The 24,674-nt window shown below is 69.8% G+C and carries 28 protein-coding genes; 14 read left to right on the top strand and 14 right to left on the bottom strand.

Going from position 1 to position 24,674, the window contains the following annotated elements:
• Window positions 1-177 precede the first annotated feature (177 nt).
• A complete protein-coding gene (locus tag ACY0PA_RS04760; RefSeq protein ID WP_473083488.1) occupies window positions 178-612 on the top strand; it encodes a DUF6299 family protein in 435 nt (144 codons plus the stop codon).
• Between the two features lie 141 nt (window positions 613-753).
• Here ACY0PA_RS04760 and helR read toward each other — a convergent pair whose 3' ends face one another.
• Entirely contained in the window at window positions 754-2,958 is a 2,205-nt protein-coding gene (helR, locus tag ACY0PA_RS04755) for an RNA polymerase recycling motor ATPase HelR (RefSeq protein ID WP_473083487.1), read from the bottom strand.
• Between the two features lie 464 nt (window positions 2,959-3,422).
• Between helR and ACY0PA_RS04750 the strand changes: the two genes are divergently transcribed.
• Window positions 3,423-3,950 (top strand): hypothetical protein, encoded by a 528-nt coding sequence (locus ACY0PA_RS04750; protein WP_473083486.1) that lies wholly within the window; start codon window positions 3,423-3,425, stop codon window positions 3,948-3,950.
• A 137-nt stretch (window positions 3,951-4,087) separates the two neighbouring features.
• Here the strand turns inward: ACY0PA_RS04750 and ACY0PA_RS04745 are convergent, their stop codons facing one another.
• The 3 genes from ACY0PA_RS04745 to ACY0PA_RS04735 all read right to left on the bottom strand — a co-directional run bounded on the left by ACY0PA_RS04745 (window position 4,088) and on the right by ACY0PA_RS04735 (window position 5,986).
• Entirely contained in the window at window positions 4,088-4,336 is a 249-nt protein-coding gene (locus ACY0PA_RS04745; RefSeq protein ID WP_473083485.1) for a DUF6332 family protein, read from the bottom strand.
• A 179-nt stretch (window positions 4,337-4,515) separates the two neighbouring features.
• Complete coding sequence (locus ACY0PA_RS04740) at window positions 4,516-5,595, bottom strand: sensor histidine kinase (protein WP_473083484.1); 1,080 nt, start codon at window positions 5,593-5,595, stop codon at window positions 4,516-4,518.
• On the bottom strand, window positions 5,588-5,986 hold the full coding sequence (locus tag ACY0PA_RS04735; RefSeq protein WP_473083483.1) for a response regulator: 399 nt from the start codon (window positions 5,984-5,986) through the stop codon (window positions 5,588-5,590). Before ACY0PA_RS04735 ends, ACY0PA_RS04740 begins: the two co-directional genes overlap by 8 nt.
• A 362-nt stretch (window positions 5,987-6,348) precedes the next feature.
• Between ACY0PA_RS04735 and ACY0PA_RS04730 the strand changes: the two genes are divergently transcribed.
• The gene (locus tag ACY0PA_RS04730) at window positions 6,349-6,522 is read left to right on the top strand and encodes a hypothetical protein (protein WP_473083482.1); all 174 of its coding nucleotides are present in this window, start codon (window positions 6,349-6,351) and stop codon (window positions 6,520-6,522) included.
• Between the two features lie 3 nt (window positions 6,523-6,525).
• Here the strand turns inward: ACY0PA_RS04730 and ACY0PA_RS04725 are convergent, their stop codons facing one another.
• Entirely contained in the window at window positions 6,526-7,242 is a 717-nt protein-coding gene (locus tag ACY0PA_RS04725) for a Clp protease N-terminal domain-containing protein (protein WP_473083481.1), read from the bottom strand.
• On the bottom strand, window positions 7,239-7,460 hold the full coding sequence (locus tag ACY0PA_RS04720; protein ID WP_100594665.1) for a helix-turn-helix domain-containing protein: 222 nt from the start codon (window positions 7,458-7,460) through the stop codon (window positions 7,239-7,241). The genes ACY0PA_RS04725 and ACY0PA_RS04720 overlap by 4 nt, the downstream gene beginning before the upstream one ends.
• Window positions 7,461-7,582: 122 nt before the next feature.
• On the opposite strand from ACY0PA_RS04720, the gene ACY0PA_RS04715 reads away from it, so the two are divergent.
• The 6 genes from ACY0PA_RS04715 (at window position 7,583) to ACY0PA_RS04690 (ending at window position 13,972) form a co-directional block, all read left to right on the top strand.
• The gene (locus ACY0PA_RS04715; RefSeq protein ID WP_473083480.1) at window positions 7,583-8,791 is read left to right on the top strand and encodes an MFS transporter; all 1,209 of its coding nucleotides are present in this window, start codon (window positions 7,583-7,585) and stop codon (window positions 8,789-8,791) included.
• A gap of 129 nt (window positions 8,792-8,920) precedes the next feature.
• Complete coding sequence (locus tag ACY0PA_RS04710) at window positions 8,921-10,036, top strand: MFS transporter (protein ID WP_473083479.1); 1,116 nt, start codon at window positions 8,921-8,923, stop codon at window positions 10,034-10,036.
• Complete coding sequence (locus ACY0PA_RS04705; RefSeq protein WP_473083478.1) at window positions 10,033-12,333, top strand: molybdopterin oxidoreductase family protein; 2,301 nt, start codon at window positions 10,033-10,035, stop codon at window positions 12,331-12,333. Before ACY0PA_RS04710 ends, ACY0PA_RS04705 begins: the two co-directional genes overlap by 4 nt.
• Window positions 12,334-12,342: 9 nt before the next feature.
• On the top strand, window positions 12,343-12,945 hold the full coding sequence (locus ACY0PA_RS04700) for a 4Fe-4S dicluster domain-containing protein (protein ID WP_100594407.1): 603 nt from the start codon (window positions 12,343-12,345) through the stop codon (window positions 12,943-12,945).
• Entirely contained in the window at window positions 12,942-13,598 is a 657-nt protein-coding gene (locus tag ACY0PA_RS04695) for a QcrA and Rieske domain-containing protein (RefSeq protein ID WP_473083477.1), read from the top strand. Before ACY0PA_RS04700 ends, ACY0PA_RS04695 begins: the two co-directional genes overlap by 4 nt.
• Window positions 13,595-13,972 carry a hypothetical protein gene (locus ACY0PA_RS04690; protein WP_473083476.1) on the top strand — a complete coding sequence of 126 codons (378 nt, stop codon included), beginning with the start codon at window positions 13,595-13,597 and terminating at the stop codon, window positions 13,970-13,972. The genes ACY0PA_RS04695 and ACY0PA_RS04690 overlap by 4 nt, the downstream gene beginning before the upstream one ends.
• 113 nt (window positions 13,973-14,085) lie before the next feature.
• On the opposite strand, the gene ACY0PA_RS04685 is transcribed toward ACY0PA_RS04690, so the two are convergent.
• The 4 genes from ACY0PA_RS04685 to ACY0PA_RS04670 all read right to left on the bottom strand — a co-directional run bounded on the left by ACY0PA_RS04685 (window position 14,086) and on the right by ACY0PA_RS04670 (window position 18,304).
• Window positions 14,086-14,730 carry a response regulator gene (locus ACY0PA_RS04685; RefSeq protein WP_473083475.1) on the bottom strand — a complete coding sequence of 215 codons (645 nt, stop codon included), beginning with the start codon at window positions 14,728-14,730 and terminating at the stop codon, window positions 14,086-14,088.
• Window positions 14,731-14,831: 101 nt separating this feature from the next.
• Complete coding sequence (locus ACY0PA_RS04680; protein WP_473083474.1) at window positions 14,832-16,205, bottom strand: sensor histidine kinase; 1,374 nt, start codon at window positions 16,203-16,205, stop codon at window positions 14,832-14,834.
• 75 nt (window positions 16,206-16,280) lie between these two features.
• The gene (locus ACY0PA_RS04675) at window positions 16,281-16,964 is read right to left on the bottom strand and encodes an ABC transporter permease (protein WP_473083473.1); all 684 of its coding nucleotides are present in this window, start codon (window positions 16,962-16,964) and stop codon (window positions 16,281-16,283) included.
• Window positions 16,965-17,137: 173 nt separating this feature from the next.
• Window positions 17,138-18,304 (bottom strand): alpha/beta hydrolase, encoded by a 1,167-nt coding sequence (locus ACY0PA_RS04670; RefSeq protein ID WP_473083472.1) that lies wholly within the window; start codon window positions 18,302-18,304, stop codon window positions 17,138-17,140.
• Window positions 18,305-18,631: 327 nt separating this feature from the next.
• Between ACY0PA_RS04670 and ACY0PA_RS04665 the strand changes: the two genes are divergently transcribed.
• A complete protein-coding gene (locus ACY0PA_RS04665; protein ID WP_356290808.1) occupies window positions 18,632-18,985 on the top strand; it encodes a VOC family protein in 354 nt (117 codons plus the stop codon).
• Here ACY0PA_RS04665 and ACY0PA_RS04660 read toward each other — a convergent pair.
• Window positions 18,982-19,398 carry a cytidine/deoxycytidylate deaminase family protein gene (locus ACY0PA_RS04660; RefSeq protein ID WP_473083471.1) on the bottom strand — a complete coding sequence of 139 codons (417 nt, stop codon included), beginning with the start codon at window positions 19,396-19,398 and terminating at the stop codon, window positions 18,982-18,984. The two genes, ACY0PA_RS04665 and ACY0PA_RS04660, sit on opposite strands and share 4 nt — an antisense overlap.
• A gap of 126 nt (window positions 19,399-19,524) precedes the next feature.
• Between ACY0PA_RS04660 and ACY0PA_RS04655 the strand changes: the two genes are divergently transcribed.
• Window positions 19,525-19,785 (top strand): hypothetical protein, encoded by a 261-nt coding sequence (locus ACY0PA_RS04655; protein ID WP_473083470.1) that lies wholly within the window; start codon window positions 19,525-19,527, stop codon window positions 19,783-19,785.
• Between the two features lie 74 nt (window positions 19,786-19,859).
• Here the strand turns inward: ACY0PA_RS04655 and ACY0PA_RS04650 are convergent, their stop codons facing one another.
• Window positions 19,860-20,369 (bottom strand): hypothetical protein, encoded by a 510-nt coding sequence (locus ACY0PA_RS04650; RefSeq protein WP_473083469.1) that lies wholly within the window; start codon window positions 20,367-20,369, stop codon window positions 19,860-19,862.
• Window positions 20,370-20,711: 342 nt separating this feature from the next.
• Here ACY0PA_RS04650 and ACY0PA_RS04645 point away from each other — a divergent pair, with 342 nt between their 5' ends.
• Entirely contained in the window at window positions 20,712-21,677 is a 966-nt protein-coding gene (locus tag ACY0PA_RS04645; RefSeq protein ID WP_473083468.1) for a methyltransferase, read from the top strand.
• Window positions 21,678-21,846: 169 nt separating this feature from the next.
• Window positions 21,847-22,410 (top strand): dihydrofolate reductase family protein, encoded by a 564-nt coding sequence (locus ACY0PA_RS04640; RefSeq protein WP_473083467.1) that lies wholly within the window; start codon window positions 21,847-21,849, stop codon window positions 22,408-22,410.
• Window positions 22,411-22,440: 30 nt separating this feature from the next.
• Here ACY0PA_RS04640 and ACY0PA_RS04635 read toward each other — a convergent pair whose 3' ends face one another.
• Together ACY0PA_RS04635 and ACY0PA_RS04630 are read right to left on the bottom strand one after the other, a co-directional pair.
• Window positions 22,441-22,785, bottom strand: coding sequence for a VOC family protein (locus ACY0PA_RS04635; protein WP_473083466.1), 345 nt, complete (start codon window positions 22,783-22,785; stop codon window positions 22,441-22,443).
• A 262-nt stretch (window positions 22,786-23,047) separates the two neighbouring features.
• The gene (locus ACY0PA_RS04630) at window positions 23,048-23,863 is read right to left on the bottom strand and encodes a hypothetical protein (RefSeq protein WP_473083465.1); all 816 of its coding nucleotides are present in this window, start codon (window positions 23,861-23,863) and stop codon (window positions 23,048-23,050) included.
• A 179-nt stretch (window positions 23,864-24,042) separates the two neighbouring features.
• Here ACY0PA_RS04630 and ACY0PA_RS04625 point away from each other — a divergent pair, with 179 nt between their 5' ends.
• Window positions 24,043-24,516 carry a carboxymuconolactone decarboxylase family protein gene (locus ACY0PA_RS04625; protein WP_100594389.1) on the top strand — a complete coding sequence of 158 codons (474 nt, stop codon included), beginning with the start codon at window positions 24,043-24,045 and terminating at the stop codon, window positions 24,514-24,516.
• The last annotated feature ends 158 nt before the right edge of the window (window positions 24,517-24,674 follow it).

Raw genomic sequence — 24,674 nt, 5'->3', positions numbered from 1 at the left:
AGTGCGGCGCCCGGTGCCGCCCGGACGGCACCGGACGGGCGGGCGCGGCCGTGCCCACGCGGCCGTCCGGGGCAATGACCCCGACATCGGGGTGACTGTCAGTGAGTTCGGTGCGCGTGATCAGCAGAATGCGGTTCGACGGTTTCACCGCAGACCAGCCTTCCACCGGAGGAATTCATGCGCCTTCCCGCACTGGCCCTGGCCGCCCTGACCGCGGTTGTCGTGCTCAGCCCGAGCGCGTCAGCCGACTCCTTCAGCGGAAGCATTTCCGCGCACCAGCAGGCCCGTATCGCGCCGGACGGAACCCTCACCCTCTCCGGCAGCTACCGGTGCGAGACGTCGTCGTCCGCTCGCGCGGTCTTCGTCTCCGGCAGCCTGGTCCAGGACAACAAGCGGCTCGGCTTCGGCAGCACCGGGGCCCGGTGCGACGGACAGGTACACGAGTGGAGCAGCAGCGGGCCGGTGGACGGTCTGATGGACCTCGGCTTCCACGAAGGCCAGGCAGCCGTCGACGCGCGCCTGATGACCCTGGAGTCCGACGGCGGACTGCCGATGCCGCGCGCCCTGGCGGGGCAGGAGGAGCCGGTCCGTCTTGTGGACGACCGCACCTGAGAGGCGCATGCCTGTACGCCCGTGTGCCCGGGCCCGCCACGTACGCGGCGGGCCCGGGCACATCCGTAACCCTTCAGCGGCGGTCCGAACGATCACCGAGCGGCGGTCACGTCGGCCTGTGCCTCCCGGGTCAGGAACTCGTCAGGAACTCATCGGGACGGAACTCGTCAGGATGACGAGCTGCTGCGTCGCCCGGGTCATCGCCACGTAGCGGTCGACCGCTCCTTCGATGCCGTCGCCGAACTCCTCCGGATCGATGAGCACGACCAGATCGAATTCGAGGCCCTTCGACAGCTCCGGGGTCAGGGACCGGACGCGTGACGTCGCCCGGAACATGGGGTCGCCGATGACGCAGGCGATCCCGTCGTCGTGCGCGGCGAGCCAGGTGCCGAGGATCGAGTCCAGGTCCGTAACCCGTCCGTGGACGACGGGGACGCCGCTGCTGCGGATGGATGTCGGCACGTTGGCGTCGGGGAGCTCGGCCCGGATGACCGGCTCGGCTTCCGTCATGACCTCTTCCGGCGTGCGGTAGTTGATGCTCAGGGAGGCCTGCTTGATCCGGTCGAGCCCGGCCCGCTCCAGGCGCTCCTCCCACGACTCCGTGAACCCGTGCCTCGCCTGAGCACGGTCCCCGACGATGGTGAAACTCCGCGACGGACAGCGAAGCAGCAGCATCTGCCACTCCGCGTCGGTCAGTTCCTGCGCCTCGTCCACGACGATGTGGGCGAACGGTCCCGCGAGCCGGTCCGGGTCGGCCGTGGGCAGCGCGCTCTCGTCGATCAGGCTGTCCTGGAGGTCCTTCCCACGCAGCATCCGCACCGCACCCTCGCTGTCGTCGCCGGCCGAGTTGAAGTCGGCCGCCGAGATGATGTCGTCGATGACGAGGGCCATGCGCTCGCGCTCGGCGGCGACGGCGGCGTCGTGCTGCCGCTTGCGCCGCGCCGCCTCCGGGTCACCGAGGCGCTGCCGAGCCGCGTCAAGGAGCGGCAGGTCGGACAGCGTCCAGGCATGGGGGGCATCCTTGCGCTGCAGCTTCGCCACGTCGTCGCGGTCGAGCCAGGGGGCACACATCCGCAGGTAGGCGGGGACCGTCCAGAGGTCGGAGACGAGGTCGGCGGCCTCGAGCAGCGGCCATGCGCTGTTGAGGGCCGCGACCAGATCCCTGTCCTGCCGCAGCGACCGCAGGAACAGATCGGGCGAGACGCCGTCCTCGTCCTCGTCCATACGCTGCTTGTCCATGAGGATCGTGGCCAGTTCCTCCCAGACCTGCTCGCGCGCCTCGTTGTGCGCGGCGCCCGGACCCGGAGCCTTGAACGCTTCGGCCCAGTCGTCGGCGCTCACCCAGATGTCGGACCAGGCAGTCGTGGCGGTCATGCCCTTGGTGGGCGGCTCCTCGTAGAACCTGACGGCCTTCTCGATCGCCTGCACCATGTCCGCGGAGGACTTGAGGCGGGCCACGTCCGGGTCGGTCTCGATCTGCGCCGTCGCGCCCTCGGCGACGAGGTCCGGCAGGATGCAGGTCTGCACGCCCTCCTCTCCGAGGCTCGGCAGGACGTCGGCCACGTAGTCCAGGTAGGGCCGGTGCGGACCGACGAACAGGACACCGCCCCGACGGTGGCTCAGGCGCGGGTCGGAGTAGAGGAGGTACGCGGAACGGTGCAGGGCGACGACGGTCTTGCCCGTGCCGGGCCCGCCGTCGACGACGAGCGCTCCGCGCGAACCGGCGCGGATGATGGCGTCCTGGTCGGCCTGGATGGTGCCGAGGACGTCACGCATACGGGCCGAACGGTTGCTGCCCAGGCTGGCGATGAACGCGGACTGGTCGTCGAGCGCCGCCCGCTGTTCCAGGCCGTCGGCGGTGAACACCTCGTCCCAGTAGTCACTGATCCGGCCGCCGGTCCAGCGGTACCGGCGGCGGCTCGCCAGGCCCATCGGGTTGGCGTGCGTCGCCGCGAAGAACGGCTCGGCGGCGGGGGAGCGCCAGTCGACAAGCAGTCGGCGGCCCTCGCTGTCGGTGAGGCCGAGCCGCCCGATGTACAGGGGCTCGGCGTCGTCCGCGCCGACGACACGGCCCAGGCACAGGTCAAGGCCGAAGCGGCGCAGGGCGCGCAGGCGGCCGGTCAGCCGGTGGATCTCCGAGTCCCGGTCCATTGCCTCGCGGCCGATGCCGCCGGGGGCCTTGCGCAGGACGTCGAGACGGTCGGAGAGTTCGGTGATCGTCTGGTCGAGGCTGCTCGCGATGGCCGCGAAGTGCTGCTCATCGCCGGCGATCAGCGTCGGATCGGCCTTGGAGGAAAGACGCTCGGGAAGGTCGAACGCACTGATGGTCGTGGAGGTCAATGTCATCAGCTCCGATCCGAGGTCACGCCCGCGAAGTCCGACACGGCGCCCACTGGCACCTCGGCGCCGAGCGCCCGCACCGGCGCGACGCCACCGCACGACCCATAAACCGACAACAGCACTTGCACTTCGTTGATCTCCCATTTCCGCAGGGTTCGGGCCTCGGCCAGCGATTGTGCGGCAAGGTGGGGGCCTTGCCGCAAGCCCCCCAGTGCGCTATAAGTTGAGAGTGGCAAGGAGTGGGAAGTCCTCCTTGCCTTTCTTGCTCTCTGGGGACGGGCAGGGACGCCTGCGGTCCTGCGTCCCGCTCCTGCTCCTGGCGGATCCCGCGCCGAAGATTGCCGGACATAGGCAGTGCGGCACAACCCACCGCGCATGCATGCTGGTTCCGGTCGGCTGAAACGGGGGCGTCAGTGGAAGCGAGTACAACCCGCAGTGTGGCGCGTGCGCGCGTGGGATCGGGACTGGGGGTGGCTGTTCTTCTGCTGCCCCTCGTCGGCTACGGACTGGCCCGGACCGGGGCAGTCCCCGAAGGCACACCGATCGTGCTCGGTCTGCTGTGCGCGATCATCGGTTTCCTCCTCCTCACCGCACTGTGCGAGGAACGAGCTCCGTTCCGACACTCGTCGTCGCGCCTGACCGCGCACACCCTGACCGGCGAACGGTCCGTCGACCTGAACCGGATCACCACCGTCCGCCTGCTCACGACCTTTTCGTACGGCAGCGTGCACCGCACCCTGGTGGTGTGCGACGTCCATGGTGTGCGCCTGGGCATCACGACGAAGAGAGCCCGCGGGAAGCTTCGCCGAGCGATCGAGAAGTCCGACGCGAACGCCGCGCGAGGAGTCCCCCGACCCCGTGTGAGCCGTGCGGCAAGGGCATACCTGGGTCTTGCCCCGGGACGAGGGCTCGTCGTCCACACGGCTCTCGCCTTTCTGCTGACGACGACATCCGCGAGCCTGTACGTGGCCGGCGCGGCCCGACTCGGCGGGCAATGAGTTCGGCCCGCGGCTGATCCGGGGCCTCTGCGCCAGTTCGGGCCCTCTCACGGAACAGGAAAGGGGATGGCTCACATCCCTGACGTTCCTCACCGCCGGACGTGCTGAAGCGGCGACCGCCCGCGCCTGGTTGTCCGTCAGCGGTGTTGCGAGTCGAATCGCCACAGGACGTGGACGACGCGCATCACCGCCAGGACGCCGCCGACCACAGTCCCCGTAGCCACCAATGAGCGCTCGACAGAGGGAGGCAGGCGCCAGACGAAGGCGGGGCCGGCGATCGTCGCGAAGACGATGCCACCGAGGAAGCACGCGCTGAACAGTGCATAGCCGATCTCGACAGTGATCTCATCCCGCTCGGCCTGGCTGCGTCGCAGTCTTGTCCCCATGAGGGCAGCATCGCAGCCGGTCCGCCATCCGGCCACGTATGTGCACGCCCGTAGAGGGACTCTGGGAGAACTTCACCCTCCGGCCCGGGGTTGCGAAGGCGGCCCGGGCGAACCTGGTCAGGTCGGCTCCGGCGTCACGACGCCATGCCCGACCGCCAACCATGCTCGGGAACCATGCCCTACGGCGTGCCGGGAAGCCGGACCGTGACGAGGAGACCGCCGGCGGGGCGGGGGACGAGGTCGAGGGTCCCGTCGTGAGCGCGGACGATGCTGTGGACGATGGCCAGGCCGAGCCCGACTCCGGCGTGCTCGTCGGTGCGTACGCGTTCCGTTCCGCGCTGGAAGGGTTCGGTGAGGGTCGGTACCAGTTCCGGTGGGAGCCGACGGCCCGTGTTCTCGACCCGCAGCACGCTCGTGTCGCCGTGCGTCTCGGTGTGGACCGTCACGGTGCCGCCGGCGGGGAGGTTGTGGACGATGGCGTTCTGGACGAGGTTCGTCACCATGCGCAGCAGGAGCTCCGCGGAGCCGCTGGTCCGGGCGGCCCCGCCGGTGACGTCGAGCGTGATGCGGCGCTTTTCGGCGAGGGGGAGCAGCGTTTCGGCGGCTTCTTCGGCGATGAGGGAGAGGTCGACGCTCTCGCGGATGAAGGTTCCGCGGTCGCCACGGCTGAGCAGCAGGAGGGCCTCGGTGAGGTCGATCGCCCGCGTATTGACGGCGTGCAGGCGTTCGATGAGTTCGCGCTGGTCCCGCGTGGGGTCCTTGCGGGCGACGTCGAGGAGCGTCCGCGAGATCGCCAGCGGGGTGCGCAGTTCGTGGGAGGCGTTCGCAGCGAACCTCTGCTGCTCGGCGACGTGGGACTCGAGTTGTTGGAGCATCGAGTCGAACACGTCGGAGAGTTCACGAAATTCGTCCTGGCGGCCCTTCATGTGGATCCGGTGGGACAGCGACCCGCTCCCGGCCATGCGTGCCGCATCCGTGATCTGTGTGAGCGGTGCGAGCATCCGGCCGGCGAGGATCCATCCCCCGACGAGGCCGAACACGAGCAGGAAGACCATCGCCACGGCCGCGGCGGGGGCGAAGGTGTGCACAAGGAGGTAGCGGTTGGGCGAGATCCCGAGCAGGCCCTTGGGGTTGTCAGGTACGTAGCGCAGCAGGAACACCCACACCACGGCGAGCAGGAGAGCGCCGGCGACGGCGAGGAATCCGGCGTAACTGAGGGTGAGTTTCAGTCGGGCGCTGAGCCCCGGGCGCCTATCCATGCGACGTACTGCCGGGTGCGGTGGTGTCCGGACCGGTGTCGATCCGGTAGCCGACGCCGGGCACCGTGGCGATGGCCCATGGTTCGCCGAGCCGTTCGTCGCGGAAGACCTCCCGGCGGAAGAGGCCGAGCCGCAGGCCCGCGATCTTGTGGACCGGAGGCATGAGGATCGGGATGTCGCTGCCGGAGCCCACGATGCGCCGGGCTTCCTCGTCGCCGCAGGGGCCGGGGTTGTCGCGGTCGAGGACCGCGAGGTCGTAGAAGTTGACGCTGAGGAGTTCCGGGGCGGAGCCGACGTCGCCGGCGACGTCGGCGGCGATCGCCTCAAGGCGTAGACCGTCACGGACGGCGTCGGCCAGGTAGGACTCGTCCTCCACGATCAGTACGCGCATGTGCGAAGCCTAAGCAGCAGAACGTATCGCCGACGTATGCAAAGGTCCTGTACCACGTGGACACGGCCGAACAACTCGTCCTGAGCGGAGAGTTGGAGGCCATCGCCGCGGCAGGCAGGCGGTCCTTCACTATCTGCTCGGCCCGTCGGACGCCTCGTTCGACCCGCTCGCACCGCAGGCCCTGCGCAATCTCGTACCCGAACTCGCCGAGCACGACGTGTACGTGTGCGGGCCGCCCGGCATGACGGCCGCGGCCACCGCGGCGCCGGTGCGGGCCGGGGTGCCCGAAGACCACATCCACGCAGAGTGCTTCACGTGCTGACCTGGCGCAGATGCCGAACACCACTGACAGAGAGACACCCATGGGACGCCACCGCAAGCCCGCAGGCCCCACGCCGCTCCCCACCCACACGGCCCGGCGGCGTCTTGCCGCCGGGCTCGCGGGGGCCGGCGCCCTCGTCGCCACGTTCCTCGTCATCGCCGTCGACCCGGCGGCCCCGCCCGCCCCCGACGGGACCACGGCGACGGCACCGTAGGAATCAGCTCACCTGCCAATAGCGCTCACTGATCGCGGTGCGCAACGCCGGGGCCGAGGTGCCGAGCGATGACAGCACGGAAGACACGAGACCGCTGGGCAGGGCGATGAGGCCGAGGGTGAGGTGTTCGACGCCGATGTAGCTGTCGTGCCGGGCCTGCGCCTCGCGGACGGTGTTCGCAAGGCTCTCCTTGGCGCGAGGGGAGAACCGGATGTGCCCGACGGGGTGAGCGCCGGTGGCTTGGTACAGGCCGGTCGGGGCAGGGGTCGGTGCCGTGAGGGCGCGGCGTCGGGCGTTGCGCCGCTTGCGCCAGTGGCGGGCGAGGACCGGCGCCACTCCGCGGCGCGTGCCGCGCCTCGACGAGTGGGGCCCGCGGTGGACGGCGCTGTCGGCACGCGCGAGGGCTTTTGGTCCGAAGGACTCCTCGATCCTGGCCCGTACGGCGTCGATGTCGATCCCTACGGAGGCCAGCGCGTCCCGGTTGAGGGTGCCGAACAGGTGGGATCCGCCCCCGAGTCCGACCTGACGGACGATCTCCTCCTCCACACCGTCCGGCGTGACGCCGTGCTCACGCAGTACAGCGCTCGCGGGCTGGTCGGTGGAGACGAGGGCGAGCAGGAGATGCTCGGGGCCGATGTGGTGGTGTCCGAGCCGGCGGGCGTGTTCCTGGGTGTGGACCACGATGGTGCGGGCGTCCGGGGTGAAGCGTTCGAACATCATCGACTCCCTATCAGGCGGCCGTACTTGCGGTGCACGGTCTGCTTGGTGACGCCGAGCCGCTCCGCGATGTCCTGCCAGGACCATCCCAGCTTCCGGGCGTTCTCGACCTGGAGGATCTCCAGGCGTTCGGTGAGTTCTCGTAGGGCGGCCACCGCGCGGAGCCCGGTGTCCGGGTCGCTGCTGGCGGCGCCCTCGGCGATTTCGAGTGTGCTCTCCATGGCCGTCAGCATATGCTGACGGCTGGATGAGTGTCAACATATGCTGACGCGATCCCGGGGTTCGAGAATCGATCGGAGCACCAGATCAGGCCGGGATACCGCAGGCTTCCTAGCATCGGCTTGTGGAACACCCCGCACCGGAACAGACGCACGCCCGGCCGCCCGCCACGGCCTACCGCAACCTGGCCGTGGCCACCATCGGGTTCGCTCTCACTTTCTGGGCCTGGGCCCTCATCGCGCCGCTCGGCAGCGACTTCGGGGAACGCCTGAACCTGAGCTCGTTCAACCAGTCGTTCCTTGTCGCGGTGCCCGTCATCGTGGGCTCCCTCGGCCGCGTTCCCGTCGGCGCGCTGACCGACCGCTACGGCGCCAAGCTGATGTTCCCGCTGATCTCCGCCCTGACGATCATCCCGGTGCTCCTGGTCATCCCCGCCAGGGGCTCCTTCGTCGCCATGCTCGGCGTCGGCTTCCTGCTCGGTCTCGGCGGCACGACGTTCGCCATCGGTATCCCGCTCGTGAACTCCTGGTTCCCGCCCGCCCGCCGCGGGTTCGCGCTCGGAATCTTCGGCATGGGCATGGGTGGTGTGGCCCTGTCCGGCTACTTCACGCCACGCATGGCCAAGCACAGTGAGAACCTCCCCTTCTTCGTGGTGGCCATCGCGCTGGCCGCGTACGCGCTGCTCGCTCTGCTCCTCATCGCCGACCGCCCCGACCGGCCGATCCCCACCAGCCCGCTCGCCACGCGGCTCGGGCAGGCGGGACGGCTGAGGGTGACGTGGGAGCTGTCCGGGCTGTACGCGATCGGGTTCGGCGGCATCGTCGCGTTCGGCGTCTACCTGCCCACGTATCTGAAGACCTGGTACGAGCTCGACCCCACCGACGCGGGCACCAAGGCGGCCGGGTTCGCCCTGGTCACTGTCGTCTTCCGGCCCATCGGCGGCTGGCTGTCCGACCGGATCCACCCGGCGACCGTCACCGCCTGCGCCTTGGCTGTCGTCGCGCTCTTCGCGATCGTCCAGGCCTTCGACCCGCAGCTGAACCCCGTGGGCACGATCTGCTTCCTGCTGATGGCCGCAGGACTCGGCACGGCCAGCGGCAGCGTCTTCGCGCTCGTCTCCCAGGTCACTCCACAGCCGCAGGTCGGCTCCGTCACCGGCATCGTCGGCGCGATGGGCGGCCTCGGCGGCTTCGTGCCACCGCTCGTCATGGGCGCGGTCTACAGTGCCAAGAACTCGTACTCCATCGGCTTCATGCTCCTGTCCGACCTGGCTCTCGCCGGCTGCGTCTATGCGTACGGCCGCATGCGGAACATCGGGGCGGAGCGGCCATAGGGCATGTTTGCGGCCTCATCACTGGCCGGGCGTGTGCGTGCCCCGTTGAGCGCCGCCGCCGACCGACACGTCACTCGGGCGCCTTCGAGAACGGGCGAAACACGTACAAAACTCCCTATCGTGAGCCGGGTGACTGAGCCACCCGCACCGCCCGCCGCCTCGGACGTGGCCACCGCCCCGGACGCGCCACCGCCCACCGGCGCGGTCGGCGGGCCCGGACCGCGTTCGGTCGCAGGGCGGGCCACGCTCGCCGGCACCATCGTGTCCGTACTGCTGATCCTGGCCATCGTGTTCGGCAGCCGGATGCTCAAGGACTTCGACTCGGCTCTCCTCCCGTACGCCGTCGCGACCGTGTTCCTCGCCTTCGGTGTCGCCTACCGCTACACCGTGTGGATCTCCGCCCCGGGCGCACGCCGTCTGTTCCAGCAGGGCTGGCGCAGCCTGTTCTCGTCCGACAACTTCCGCAAGGCGCCCACCGCGCTGCCGAAGATGATCGCCACCTACCTCGGCTTCCAGAAGTTCCTCGGGGCCCGCTCGCAGGCCCGCTGGGCCGCCCACCAGCTGATCTTCTGGGGCTGCATCCTGGCCGCCCTGATCACCTTCCCGCTGACCTGGGGCTGGTTCACGTTCACCGCCTCGTCCAGCGCGGGGCCCGGCTACGAGATGCGGATCTGGGGCCTGAAGATCCTCGGCTTCGACTCGCTGAACATCGTCGGCTGGCTGATGTTCCACGGCCTGGACATCGCCGCCGTCCTGGTGATCCCCGGTGCCTCGTACTTCCTGTGGCGGCGCATGAAGGACCGCGGCGCCATGACCGGCCAGCGCTTCGCCTACGACCTGGTCCCGCTGATCGCCCTGATCGTCATCTCGGTGACCGGCCTGCTCCTGACCTTCTCGTCGATCTTCCTGCACGGCGGCGGCTACGAGTTCCTGGCGATCCTGCACATGGTGTCGGTGGTCTTCACCCTCATCTACATCCCCTTCGGGAAGTTCTTCCACATCGTCCAGCGGCCGGCCGCCGTCGGCATGCAGCTGTTCAAGTACACGGCCCGCAAGGACGAACAGCTCTTCCACTGCAAGCGCTGCGGTCAGCTGATCGACACCGCTCCGTACGTCGAGAACCTCCAGGGCACCATGCGCGACCTCAAGCTCGACTTCGACACCTGGACCGAGTACTGCCCCCGCTGCAAGCGGGTGCTGCGCGGTACCGCATACCTCAGCGACGTGAAGAAGGGCTTCAAGTGACCCAGCAGTACATCCCGCTTGACCCCTCCATCACACCGCCCGGCACCCGCAACTTCCGTGACGCGGGCGGCATTCCGGCCGACCAGTGGCACGCCGACCAGCACGGCGAGACGCTCGTCCCCACCCACTGCTGCTTCTGCGGCGTGCAGTGCGGGATGTATCTGCGCGTCGACAAGGGCGGCAAGGTGTTCGGTGTCGAGCCCCGCAACCACGACATCAACCGGATGCGGCTCTGCCCCAAGGGCATCAACGCCTACCAGCAGATCAACCACCCGGACCGGCTGACCGCCCCCCTCATGCGCCGCTCCCGCGACGAACCCTTCCGCGAGGCGACCTGGGAGGAGGCCCTGGACTTCACCGTCTCCGAGATCCGCCGCATCCAGTCTGCCCACGGCAACGACGCGTTCGGGCTGCTCGGCGGAGCGAGCCTGTTCTCCGAAAAGACGTACCTGGTCGGCAAGTTCGCGCGCGTCGCCCTCAAGACGAAGCACGTCGACTACAACGGCCGCCTGTGCATGGTCTCCGCCGCCGGAGCCAACAAGCTGTGCTTCGGCATCGACCGGGCCGGCAACCCCTTCTCCGACATCCTCCTCTCCGACTGCCTGCTGATCGCCGGGTCGAACGTGGGGGAGTGCTTCCCGGTGATGACCCAGTACGTGTGGGGCGCCCGCGACCGGGGCGCCGTCCTCATCGTCGTCGACCCGCGCGAGACGTCCATCGCCCGCACGGCCGACATCCACGTCGCCCTCAAGCCGGGCACCGACTCCGCCTTCTTCAACGCCGTACTGAACGTCGTCATCCGCGAGAACCTCGTCGACGAGGAGTACGTGGCCGCCCACACCACCGGCTGGGACGAGGTCCGGGCCACCGTCGCCACGTACACCCCCGAACGGGCCGCCGAGATCTGCGGGATCCCCGCCGCACAGGTCGTCCAGGTCGCCAGAGCCTTCGCGGGTGCTGACAACGCCATGGCCTGGCACGCCCGGGGCATCGAGCACCACTCGCAGGGCGTCGAGAACTGCCTCACCGTCATCAACCTCTGCGTGGCCACCGGCAACATCGGCAAGCCGGGCGCCGGCTACGGCACCCTCACCGGTCAGGGCAACGGCCAGGGCGGCCGCGAGCACGGCCAGAAGTCCGACCTGCTGCCCGGCGGGCGCTCCATCCTGAACCCGGACCACCGGCGGCAGATCTGCGAGATCTGGGGCATCGAGGAGTCCGAACTCCCCGCCGCCGGCACGTCGATGATGGAAATGGTCTGGCAGATGCAGCGCCAGGAGATCCGCGGTCTCATCGGCATCTGCAACAACCCGTTCGTCTCCCTCCCCAACTACGCGACGGTCAAGGACGGTTACGACACCCTCGAGTTCCACGCCCAGTTCGACTTCTTCCTCTCCGAGACGGCGGACAACGCCCACGTCGTCTTCCCCGTCACCACCTGGGCCGAGGACGAGGGCGTGATGGCCAACGCCGAGGCCCGGGTGATCAAGCACAACAAGGCGCAGGAGCCGCCGGAGGGCGTGCGTACCGACACCTGGGTGATGTGCGAGCTGGCCCGACGCCTCGGCGTGGGAGACAAGTTCGACTATCCGGGTTCCCGCGAAGTCTTCGAGGAGCTGCGCGTCGCGTCGGCCGGCACGGTCATCGACTACTACGGAATCACCTACGACCGTCTCGAGGAGACCGGCGGCATCGCCTGGCCGTGCCCCTCCACCGACCACCCCGGCACCCCCCGCTTGTTCGAGGACGGCAAGTCGTACCACCCCGACGGCAAGATCCACCTCCAGGTCGTTCAGTGGCATCCGCCGATGGACCCGTACGACGACGACCACCCCATGTCGCTCACCACCGGCCGCACCGTCGCCCACTTCCTGTCCGGCAACCAGACGCGCCGGCTCGGCGCCCTGGTCGAGCAGACCCCGCGCCCATGGGCGGAGGTCCACCCCTCGCACGGCTTCAGGAACGGCGATCCGGTACGCGTCGTGACGCGCCGGGGCAGCGAGGTCTTCCCCGCTCTGGTCACCGAGGCGATCCGCCCCGACACCGTCTTCGTGCCGTACCACTGGCCGGTCCCCACGGCCGCCAACGCCCTCACCATCGACGCCCTCGACCCCCGTTCCAAGATCCCCGAGTACAAGGTCTGCGCCTGCCGCATCGAGCACGCCGAACAGATCGACGAGGTGCCCGCGCCGCCGACCGCGCCCGGCCAGGTCGCGTACCCGGAAGCCCAGGTGTCCCGTACCGACCCGCTGCCGCCCACGGCCCCGCAGGGCCGTGGCACCGCCGAGAGGAGCTGAGGTCACGCCATGATGGGCAGAACGATCTTCATCGACCCGGGCCGGTGCATCGGCTGCCAGGCGTGCGTGTCCGCCTGCCGGGAGTGCGACTCGCACCGGGGCAAGTCCATGATCCACCTCGACTACCCCGACGAGGGCCACTCCGTCGCGTCCCTGCCCACGGTCTGCATGCACTGCGAGGACCCGGTCGCGCCGTGCGCCGAGGTGTGTCCCGCCGACGCGATCCTGGTGACCGCCGACGGTGTCGTGCAGCAGGCCGACACCACCCGGTGCATCGGCTGCGCCAACTGCGTCAACGCCTGCCCCTTCGGCGTACCGAAGATCGACCTCCAGGCCAAGCTGCAGATGAAGTGCAACCTCTGCTACGACCGCACCGCCTACGGACTCGCCCCCATGTGCGCCACGGTCTGCCCCACCGGGGCCCTCTTCTACGGAACGCTCGAGGATCTCCAGGCCGAACGTCCGGGCGTCCAGGTCGCGGACTCCTTCACGTTCGGCGACGTCGTCGTCAACACCGGCGTGGCGATGGTCGTCCCCGCCGACAAGGTCCAGTGGCCGGTGCCCGGAGGGCTGCCGATCGTCCAGGTCAACGGGAAGGACGTGACCCGATGAGCGTCACCGAGCAGCCCCCGGTCCCCGAGCCAGGAACCGACGACAACGCGGCGCAGGCGGCCCTGAAGGACCGCATCTCCGCCGACTCCCTCACCACGCGCCGCGACTACCTCCGTATCGTCGCCACCGTCTCCGGCGGCCTGGCGGTCGGGGGCATCGCCGTCGCCGGGGGAGTGCTGCACCGGCACGGCGACACCGACGGCGCGCCGGAACCCAAGCGGATCACCGGCCGCCTCGCACCCGGCGAGTCCATTGCCTTCCGCTTCCCCGGCGAGGACGACCGCGCGGTCGCCGTCCGCCTCACGGACGGCAGCCTCGTCGGCTACTCCGCCGTCTGTACGCACCTGGCGTGCGGCGTGCTGTGGCGCAAGGACCGCGGCAGCGAGGGCGAGTTGTACTGCCCCTGCCACGAAGGCGTCTTCGACGCCCGCACCGGCGAGGTCACCGCGGGCCCGCCACCGCGCGGCCTGCCCGAGGTGCTGCTCTTCGAGCAGGGCGACGGCAGCGTCTGGGCGGTCGCCACGGCCCGCTCCGGCGAGAACGCCCAGGACGCGGTGTGCAGGGAGTTCGCCGACGCGCGGCCCGAGGTACGGGCCCAGCTCGGCTGCCCCGTCGCGAACGATGCCAACGGGGAAAGGAGCCAGCGGACATGAGCACCGATGAGCCCCAAGCCGTCCCCCCGAGGCCCCCGTACACCCCCGGCAGCGCCCAGCCGCGCCTCAACCGCCCGGTCCGGGAGCGCTACCCGCAGATCCGCCCGACCAGCGGCTACGGCGACCCCCGGATCCGGCACACGGGTCCGGGTCCCGGCGCCGGCACCGACCAGGAGCCGGAACGCTCCTCGAAACTCACCGCCCGCCTCGTCCTGGCGATGACGGTGGTCATCGGCCAACTCTGGGGCCTCAGCGTGGTGGTCAACGAGTGGATGATGGGCGCAACCGGTACGGCTTGGTGGGGCGCGGGGTTCCTGTGCCTGTCCTTCCTGGTGGTCCTGGGGCTGTGGCTGCTCGACCCGAAGGATCGCTGAACTCCCGTCCGGACGGCGTCAGTTACGGCCCACAGGTCCGACCTGAACCCCGGCGGACCGGTGTCGACCACGGCCCACAGATCCGGCCTGGACCCCCAGCCGACCGGCGTCGCCTACGACTCCAGGTAGCGCAGCACGGCCAGCACGCGCCGGTTCACGTCCTCCGACGCGGGCAGGCCCAGCTTGCCGAAGATGGCCGCGACGTGTTTCTCGACCGTGCCCGCCGACACCACCAGCGCCTGCGCGATCGCGGCGTTCGTCCTGCCCTCGGCCATCAGCGCCAGAACCTCCCGCTCGCGTGCCGTCAGCGACTCCAGGTCGCCTCCACGGCGGCTCGCTCCGGCCAACTGCGTGACTACTTCGGCGTCGAGAGCGGTGCCGCCGGCGGCGACGCGGGACAGGGCGTCGGTGAACTCGGCGACGTTCGCGACGCGGTCCTTGAGCAGGTAGCCGATCCCGGCTGAGCCCGCGGCGAGCAGTCTGGTCGCGTACTTGGTCTCGATGTACTGGGAGAACAGCAGCACGCCCGTGCCCGGGTACTCGCGCCGGATGTCGATCGCGGCCCGCAGGCCCTCGTCGGTGTGTGTCGGCGGCATCCGAATGTCGACGACGGTGACGTCGGGCCGGTGCTCGGCGACGGCGGCGAGGAGGGCGTCGGCGTCGGGCACGGCCGCGCATACCTCGTGGCCTCGCTCGGTGAGCATCTGGGCAAGCAACTCCCGCAACACGGCGGCATCTTCGGCGATCACGATGCGCATGGGGGCATGCTCTCACGGGTTCGAGCGGGCGAGGGCGGGGGGCAGATGCGCTGCGCGCGGGCCGTCCGCCGTGTCCCTCAGCGCATTGCTTGCGGTGTCACTCATGCGTGGAGCGGCAGTTCCACCGTCACCGCGGTCGGCCCGCCGCTCGGGCTCGACACGTCAAGGCGTCCGTCCACCGTCCGCACCCGCTGCTGAAGTCCCGTCAACCCGCCCCCAGCGCCGAGTGCCGCCCCGCCGCGGCCGTCGTCAGTGACGCGCAGCCGCAGGACGCCGTCCTCCTGTGCCACCCACAACACCGCCCGGCGTGCGCCGCTGTGCTTGATGACGTTGGTGAGGAGCTCCGCCGCGCAGAAGTACGCGATCGTCTCGATCGCGGGTGTCGGCCGCTGTGGCACGTCCACCGAGAGCTCCACCGGCACGGTGCTGCGCGCGGCCAGCGTCGACAGCGCGTCGGGCAGGCCGTCGTCCAGGGCCGGGGGATGGATGCCGCGTGCCAGGTCACGCAACTCGGCGAGGGCCTCGGTGGCGTTGCGGTGCGCGGTGTCCACGAGTTGCCGTACACGCGCCGGGTCGGCGATCGGTTCGCCCTGCGGGCCGAGCCGCTCCTTCGCCATGTCGAGGCTCATGGCCAGCGCGACGAGCCGGACCTGCGCCCCGTCGTGCAGATCGCGCTCCAGACGGCGCAGCAGGGCAGCCGAGTCGTCGACGGCGAGAGCGCGGCTCTCCTCCAGACTCCTTACGCGTTCGGCGAGTTGGCCCGGACCGAGCAGCGCCCGGATGAGCCAGCGGTCCACTGCGACGACGCCACGTGTGAACCAGGGCGCCGCCAGCAGCGTCACCGCGCCGATCGCCGCCGCCACGAAGGTCCCGGCGAAACTCGTGCTGTGCGGGGCGCCACCGCCGACGGGGATCGGCGTGATCGTCGGCATCCCCGCCTCGCCGGCAGCCGGGCGCTGGTGGAAGGCCGCCCAGCGCAGTGGTGCGGAGAGATTGAGCAGGGCGGTCAGCCACCAGCCGACGGCGTACAGGCCGAAGGCGGCGACGGGCAGCTTCACCAGGACGTAGGCGACCGAACGCCACCCCGCCGCATCGCGCAGGCGAGTGTCCAGCCGCGCGAACGCCTTGCCCGTCAGCAGCAGCCGCGGCGGCGCCTCCACCCGCTCGCCCAGCAACCCCTGGGCGAGCCGGCGATGCACGGCGGCGCAGCCGCGCGCGAGGCCGACCGCCCCGACGACCAGCGCGAGGCCGAGGACAGCGCCGACGAGGGAGGCGGTGAGACCGGTGCCGAGGGCGAGCACGACGAGGAGGAGAACGGCCCCGACGACGGCCAGGGGGAAGCCGGACAGGCAGTACGTGGTCTCGGCCCAGGCACGAGCCGTGAACGGGGCACGCAGGACGGCGCCCGGGGAGACCTGACGTGAGGGCTCGGCCCGCGCGCCTTCCGGTGGCCGGTCTCCGGCTGACTCGTGCATGGCTCAAGTCTCCTGTACGTACGCATCTGCTGTAGGTATCTGTCGTCTGCCGTGAGGCGATTAGAGGGTGTCCCCTCAGGCGTCCCGGCGCGTCAGCAGCCAGCCGCCCGCGCCGAGCGCCGCCACCACGTACAGGCACAGCATCCCGAAGCCGGCCCACGGTGAGAGGACGTCGGCCACCGGCTTGGAGACGGCGAGCGAGTTCCCCGCGATCATGGTCGGGAAGTACTTCGCCACCGTGACCCCGGTGAGCCCGGACAGTGCCGCGGGCAGCACGTACAGCAGCCCGACCAGTGCCCCGACAGCCGCGGCCGTGTGCCGCACGACGGCGCCCAGCGCGATGCCGAGCAGCCCGACCATGGCGAGATACGCGCCCGAAAGGACCACCGCGCGCAGCACACCCGGATCGCCGAGGGCGGGCACCGGCACTCTTTCTCCGAGCGCGAGCCGCCCGGCGAAGAACGTCGCGAACGCGACCACTTCACCGACGGCCAACGTCACCGCGCCGAAGACGCCCGCCTTGGCGGCGAGCAGCAGCGGCCGGTTGGGGATCACGGCGAGCGTGGAGCGCATCGCACCGGAGGAGTACTCGCCGGTGACCACGAGCACGCCGAGTACGCCGACGATGAGCTGGCCGAGGGCGATCCCGGCGAGCACGTTGTTCACCGGGTCGAACGTGTCGGCCTTGTTCGGGCTGGGGGCATGAGTGTTGGCCATGGTCACGACGCCGATGACGAGCATCCCGACGATGGTGGCCACGAGCGCCCACAGCGTGGAGCGCAGGCTGCGCAGTTTGATCGGAGAGGTCCGGGCTCCACCGTATGGGCGGCTGGGTCCTGGGGGGCGGCGACTGGGCCGTTCAGCGACCGCGCCTCTCACCTCCGGTGTCCCCCTGTCCTGAATGGCTCAGGGGACACCGGAGCGGCACGACGTCAGCGTGTGGTCTTGAACTCGTGCGCGACGTGAGGCAGGGCCTTGAGGACGGTCGTGCTGTGGTCGACATCCCCGACGTCGGTCAGCTCGAAGTCGGCTCCGTTGTCAGCCAACTGACCTTCGCAGTATAGGGAGTTGGTGAAGGGTACGTCCTTGTCGCCTGTGGCGTGGAAGAGGTGCACGGGGACGGCCGGGCGCCAGTCGCACGTGGTGTCCATCGCGTGAAGTCGGCGCCGTAGTTCTCCCTCGGGGTTGCGCACCCTGTTCAGGAACTCGTCGGTGAACAGCTCCTTGGATGTGGCCGGCAGCGCGTCGGCGATCTCGCCGCCCGTGTGGTTGCCGTCGAAGAGCTTCACCACCTTCTTGTCGTACGGGGCTCGGAATGCCTCGCCGGGGGAGTCGTACAGGCGGTACATCCGGTTCCACGCAGTGATGAGGTAGGCGAGGTACAGGGGCGACCGATCGAGCTTGTCGTCCGCTGCGGCGGCCTCGAATCCGCTCAGATCGAACGGGCCGGCGATGGGGGCGAGCGCACCCAGGCGGAAGTACGCGTCGGCGCCTTGGTGCAGGGCCCGCCCGAGCAGCATGGTGGCGGGTCCGCCCTGGGAGAATCCGCTGACGAGTACCTTTCGGCCGATGTCACGGCCGGTTTCCTGAACGAATGCACGGGTCGCCCGGAGCGCGTCCAGGGGTGCGGTGACGGTTGCTTTGGGGTCACCGTACGGGTGGATGCCCGGGCCTTCGCCCAGGCCGAGATAGTCCGGGGCCGACACGGCGAGGCCGCTCGAGGCGAACAGCAACGCGGTGGCGCGGTCCGGGGACCGGTCGTTGACGGAGGCGACTTCACCCCGGTACACCTCGGTGCCGTGCAGCCAGGACACGACCCGAAGGTGCTGCTTGTGGTTCTTGGGTATCGCGACCAGTGCGCTGGCCGTCGTGGGCCGTCCCTCCGTGTCGATGGTGCGGTACACGATCCGGTGGGCGCGTACGCCGTAGCGGACCTGCGTCGCGTCGATACCTGCCTTCTCCAGTCGGGCCTTGACCTGTTCGGCGTCCAGGCCCGCGACGAGGGCCGAGGTGACCAACGAGCCGCGACCCGCGCTCTGTTGGGAGGCGCCGACAACGGCGGGCGAGGGGAAGTGCTGAGTTTCCGCGTGCCCTGTCATTGCCGATACGGTCGCAGCGCACACCAGGGCGAGTGCGCCGGACGCAATGAATCTTCCGTGTAACCGGGTGAAGGTCATGCCTGCACTCTGCCGCTCCCGCCCCACGCGCCACATTGGGGCAACCCCCCGTTTCAGTAAGGGGGTTACCCCTGGGAAGGGTCCGACCGCGGCTGTCTCTAGGGTCGGATCCGGCCGCCCCGGCCCCCGCTGTCCCCGAATGCGAGGCGACTCGCTCGTAGGACGTGTTCGAGGCCGAGTGGCGCGGTGGGCCGGGGGAATTCCCCGGCCCACCGGACGCAGGACCCACGACGGAGCCATGCTCACTGCATGACGAACCGTTGGGTCGGAGTGACCGTGGACTGCATCGACGTCGAGCGGGTGTCAGCGTTCTGGAGCGTGCTGCTGGACCGCCCACCGGGACCGTCCGAGCCCGGCTGGGTCTATCTCGGCCATCGCGACGACCCGCAGCCGCGCCTGGTCTTCCAGCCCGTGGCCGAGCCGAGGGCCGGAAAAGTGCGCCTGCACCTGGACGTCTCGGTCGACGACATCGATCAGGGCATCGCCCAGGTCATCGGCCTTGGCGGCCGGTTCACCGGTGAGCGGCACGACTACGACGAGGGCGTGGTCGTCGTGATGGCCGACCCCGAGGGGCACGAGTTCTGCCTGTCCCAGTTCTACTAGCTTTCCGTGTCGAGCTGGTGGTCGGCCCACACGTAGGTTTCGGGGAGCAGGTCGGCGACGGGGACGGTCCGGAGGCGGTCGCCCGCACCGACGATGACCTTGAGGTCCGGGAAGTAGTCGAGGAGGACCTGGCGGCACCGGCCGCACGGGGGGACGACTCCGCGGTCGCGGTCGCCCACGGCGACGATGGTGTCCAGCTCGTAGGCGCCCTGGCCGGCTGCCGCGCCGATGACGACCAGCTCGGCACAGGGGCCTCCGGTGAAGTGGTAGGCGTTCACCGCGGTGACGATCCGGCCGTCCCGGTCGCGGGCCGCGGCCGCCATGGTGTGGTTGTCGCCCCGGCAGCGGGTGCGCGCGACATGGGCCGCGGCCTCGATGAGTTCGTGGTCGACGTGATCGGTCTGCGTGGTCATCTGTCCTGCCTTCGTGAGGTGTTGGACCATAGCGCCGTCAGCGAGTCAGTTGGAAGTCGGTCGGGAGTCAGCCGGGACCGCCGGTTGCCAGGTTCGTCGTCATGCGGGAGCCGCGGCGCGGCGGCCTTGCTCGCGGTGGAGGGCCTGTGCGGTGGTCCAGGCGTCGCGGGCACGAGCATCTTCGCCGCGCTCGGCGTGGATGTCTCCGAGCTTGGACCAGGTGTCGGCTTCTCGGTTGGCGTTGCCGATGGACTGGAAGTGCGTGAGGGCCTCACCGTAGGAGTGGAGGGCGCGTTCGGTTCTTCCGGTGTGCCGGGCGATGTGGCCCAGGGTGTCCCAGGTGGCGGCCTGGCCCTCACTGTCACCGTGCTGTTGCAGCAGCTCTGAACCGATAGAGCACCCGCTGCGGCCGCCGGCGTGCGAGGAGGCGCGGTGGGCGACGGCTCCAAGACTTCGTGCCGTCAGTCGGACACGATGTGGAGGAGAGCCGTGCCGTCCTCGCCGGTGGCCGCCTGGATCACCACCGCATCGGGCTGAGGGCTCGGCCGGGTGGCGTCGCCCAGACCACCACAGGAGTTGCCTCCGCCGTTGCTGCGCAGGACCGTGATGCACCCTTGGCCCGGGCCGGTCGCGCCGCCCTTGGACTGGCCGTTGCCCGACTTGACCGTGTACTCGACCTTGTTCTTGCCGACCTCGGTGACGGACAGCGTTGCCGGACCGGCCGGTCCCTTGAAACGGATCGTCACCGGGCCGGTTACCGCGATCTCGCAGTTGCCGTCCGCGCAGGCGCCGACATCACGCCTGTCCGCCGCCGGGGCGGACGGCTGCCCGGACGAGGGCCGCGGGGACGGGTCCTTCGAGGAAGGGGCTTTCGAGGTCTGACGACTGGGTGAAGACTCATGGTCGGCCTTGTCCGTGCTTCCGCAGCCACCCACCGTCAGCGCGACCAGCGCGACCAGCGCGGCGAGCACGACGCCCGCTACCCGCCGATGCTGCGAACGCCTTTCTCGCAGCCTCCATGCCGATTCAGTCGCGGCCATGACGTCCCCCGTGTTCCAGCGTGCGTGGTTCGGTGTTCGGCAGCCAGTCTTCCCCCTTGCCACCGTCGCCATGCCGCAGAGGGCCGCAGTGGGTGTCGTGTGGTGCGGTGGCGGTGTGTCAGGTGGCTGGGGGAGGCCAGGCCGCCGGGTGACCCGGCGTGCGCGCCGCGCAAGGTCGTGGCCCCTTGCGCACGAGGCCATCAAGTGAGGGATCTTCTTGCGTCATAGGCAAGAGCTTATGCGCTGAACGAAATGGCGCCTACGGTCGATGTCATGACGTACCCCACGCACCAGACGCCTGCACCGCACGGTTCTCCCGCACACTCCCAGCTGCACGGACATGGGTCCCATGAAGCCGGCCATGGCGCCCACGACGCCCACAGCCACGGCACACATACACATACGCATACGCATGAGCAGGACGGCCTGGCGGAGCTGCTCGACCTCGATGCCGACCTGTTCGCGCCTCAGCTCGCCGCCGCGATGCGTTCCATCGCGGAGCTGGCCGGGGGCGATGTCGAGCGGATCGTGGACCTTGGTGCCGGAAGCGGCACAGGAACGTTCGCCCTGCTCAAGCAGTTCCCCTCAGCGCAGGTGACGGCCGTGGACAGCTCCTCTCGCATGCTGGAACAGCTGGCCCGAACCGCTGCCGCCAAGAACCTGGACGCGCGCGTCCACCTGCTGGAAGCGGACGCCGGTACGGGCCTGCCGGGCGTCACTGACGCGGACCTCGTCTGGGCCTCGGCGTCCATGCACCACATGGACGACCCCGCCGCGACCCTCGGCATCATCTTCAAGGCCCTGCGCCCGGGCGGGCTCCTGGCCGTCGCCGAACTGGACGGGATGCCGCGATTCCTCGCCGACGACGCGGTGCCGGAGCGCCCCGGGCTTGAAGGCCGCATCCGCGAGGCACTCACGACGTTGCACGCCGAAGAGGTACCCCACATGGGAGCCGACTGGGGCGCACTGCTGGCATCGGCCGGCTTCACCCTTGAGGATGAACGTACAGAGAATCTCGAACTGCGCCCGCCGTCGGGCGGCAGCGCCGGGCTCTACGCGCACGGCACGCTCAGCCGCATCCGCGGCGCCGTGGACGGCCGCATCGACCCGGCCGACCTGGAAGCGCTCGACACGCTCGTGAACGGCGGCCCGGCGGACGTACGCCACCGTGACGACCTGGTGGTGCGCTCCGCGCGCCAGCTCTGGATCGCACGCCGCCCCACGGACAGCGGCTCGTAGCGACCGGCCGAGGAGTGACCGGCCGAGGAGTGACCGGCCGAGGGGCTGACGCGATGGTTGGCTGAGGGTGTCGATTCACGCGGTGCCGCTCCGACGTCTCTACTGGAAGGCTCCATGCCCCATGGAGCGGACAGGGCACAGCAGGTGCGAGACATTCGGAGGAATTGCCATGCAGACACTCACCGTCGATGTGTTCGTCTCGGTTGACGGGTATGCCGGCAGCGCGACATCGCCCGCCTACTTCGGCTACTTCGGGCCCATGCTCGACGAGTGGATCCACGAGGAGATGGCAGGGCCGCAGCTGGTGCTCATGGGGCGGCGCACCTACGAGGCCCTCGCAGGCCTCCCCGGAGAGTCGGGTGGCCCCGGTGCGGACCCGATGCCCGGTGTGGACAAGGTCGTCTTCTCGTCGACGCTGAAGACGGTTGCATGGCAGAACACGCGCGTGTGCCATGACGACCTGATCGCCGAGGTCACCCGGCTCAAGAGCGAAGGTCATGTGCCGCTGCGGACCATGGGCAGTCTGTCCCTGGGCCGGCAGCTCCTCGGGGCGGGCCTCGTGGACCGGCTGAGGCTGATGACCTTTCCGCTGCTCGTGGGGGAGTCGGGCCGCGAGCCGTTCTTCGCCGGTGTGGACTCGACAGAACTGGAGCTGGTCGCCCATCACGATCTGGACAACAGGGTGCTGGTGATCGAGTACCGGCCCACAGGACGCGCGATTCCGCAGGCCTGAGAGCTGGGCACCCGGCGCCTGGGGAGGCCGTCAGAGGTTGTGCGCCGTTTCGTGGCGTGGCTGGTAGAGCCCCAGCTCGCCACCGCCCGGCAGCCGGATCCCGGTCTTGAGACCCCAGCCGGCGTTCGTGACCGGGGTGCACACGACCCCCTTGGCCGAGAGCTCGTCGACCGTCGCGTTGACGTCGTCGCACATCAGGTACAACTCGTGTGATGGTGCGTCGGCGGGGTGGACCGCCACCTCGGCCGGAGGCAGCTTGAAGATGAGCCAGCCGTCGCCGGCATCGATGTGCGGATACTCCAGAACGTCCCTGAAGAAGGCGCGATCCGCCTCCGCGTCGTGGCTGTAGATGATGACGTGAGCGCCGCTAATCATGCGTGCAGGGTACTGACCGCTGGGGGCGGAGCCCGGATATGACGCCGTGTCCGAGGCAGTGGCCTGGCGACATGAGATGACGAGGAGCGTGAACGCCATGGCTGACGACTACGTGAGCGCCCCTCTGGCTGTCGCCGTGTCCGCCGCGAGAGCGTTCGCGGTGCTGGTGGATCCGAGGACACATTCTGCGATCGACGGCACGGGCTGGGTTCAGGAACCCGTCGACCGGGCGCCGCTGACCGAGGTGGGCCAGGCTTTCCGGCTACGCGGCGCTTCGGGGCCGGCGACCGACGAGCCCGGTCAGCGAGGACATCGTCGTGCGCGGCGGCTGCCGCAGGTCGCGGTCCGGGCGCAGGACCGTGCGGAACGCGACCCAGGCGAATGCTCCGACGACGAACCCGTAGCAGGCGACCAGCCCGTGGCCGTTCTCCTGCGTGAACCACATCGCCAGGCCGAGCACGGGTACCGCGAGCGCGAGCAGGCGGTTCTTGCGGACGGCGTTACTGGGTGAGCGCTCGTCGGCTGAGGCCTCGGCGCCGTCGGAGGCCACCCCTTGGGAATCCTTGTCGGGCGCCTGACCAGCCCCGCCGTGCAGTAGCAGCGCTGCGGCCAGCGTCGCCCTCAGGAAGTAGGTCGCGCCCGAACTGCCCGCGAAATTGCGCGGATCGATGCTGTGGGAGGTCTGGCCCCACAGCGCGTCGATCCGCTCGGGCAGCAGGATGCCCGCGGTGAACAGGCAGAGCGTCAGTGGCGCTCCCCAGAACCACTCGGCGAAGCCCGCGACGGCGGCGAGGGTCGCGAGGTTCCATGCCGCCCCGCCGAAGCCCCCGTTCTGCATGAAGACCGAGGTGACCACGCGCCACCAGCCGGACTTCGCCGGGTCAGCGTCGAGCGCCCCCGTCGCCCCCGGCCAGCAGAGCTGGAGGACGACCCCGGCGAGCGCGATCCCGGTCAGGCCCGATGCCGCCCAGGGAATCCGCCGCCCGCCCAGTGTGGTCTCACCGACCAGAGCCAGACCACCTTTGAACATGAGCACCATCAGTGCCGCCGTGGTCACGTTGAACAGCACGCTGTCCATCGTCACCACCCCCCTTCGTCCCCCGCCGATTTGCTGATCGATCGTGACAGTAGCGCGGCGGCGGTGACCGCTCCCGCAATGCCGGACGTGGAGACGCACGTCACATGGGGCCATGTCACAGCGCGCGGAGCCGTTTCGTCATAGGGATGTAGGCATCGGCAACGACGGAGGAGTTCACGATGAACGCCCGTTTGAACATGTTCGGCAACCCGACGGCCATGAAGGTCTGGAAGCACATCATCGCGGCGAACCAGGTGCTCGCCGAGTCGTCGGTGCCGCACGCGACGCTGGAGCTGGTGAAGATCCGCGCCAGCCAGATCAACGGGTGCGGCGGCTGCCTCGACATGCACACCAAGGACGCCGCTGCCGCCGGTGAGACCTCTACGCGCCTCAACCTCGTTGCGGCGTGGAGGGAGGCCACGGTCTACACCGAGGCCGAGCGCGCGGCGCTGGAGCTGACGGAACAGGGCACCCGACTTGCCGACGCGGCCGGTGGTGTCTCGGACGAGGTCTGGGCGAATGCCGCCAAGTACTACGACGAGGATCAGCTCGCGGCTCTGGTCTCGCAGATCGCACTCATCAACGCGTTCAACCGCGGGAACGTCATCATCCAGACGCCGGCCGGCGACTACCAGCCCGGCCAGTTCGGATAACGCGTACCGGACGGACAGACGACGAGCTGTGCCTGGCCCGGCGGTGCTGTCCGGGCGACCGCCGGGCCGCGGCCGGCCTGCCCGTTCCGATGGCCGTGCTCGCAGGCCGAATGAGGACATCTGCGAGATGACGCAGGACGTGGTGGTAGAGAGTGTGC

It is taken from the genome of Streptomyces sp. DS1-CR2 (assembly GCF_055760475.1).
This window is presented reverse-complemented; position numbering and strand designations above follow the sequence as displayed.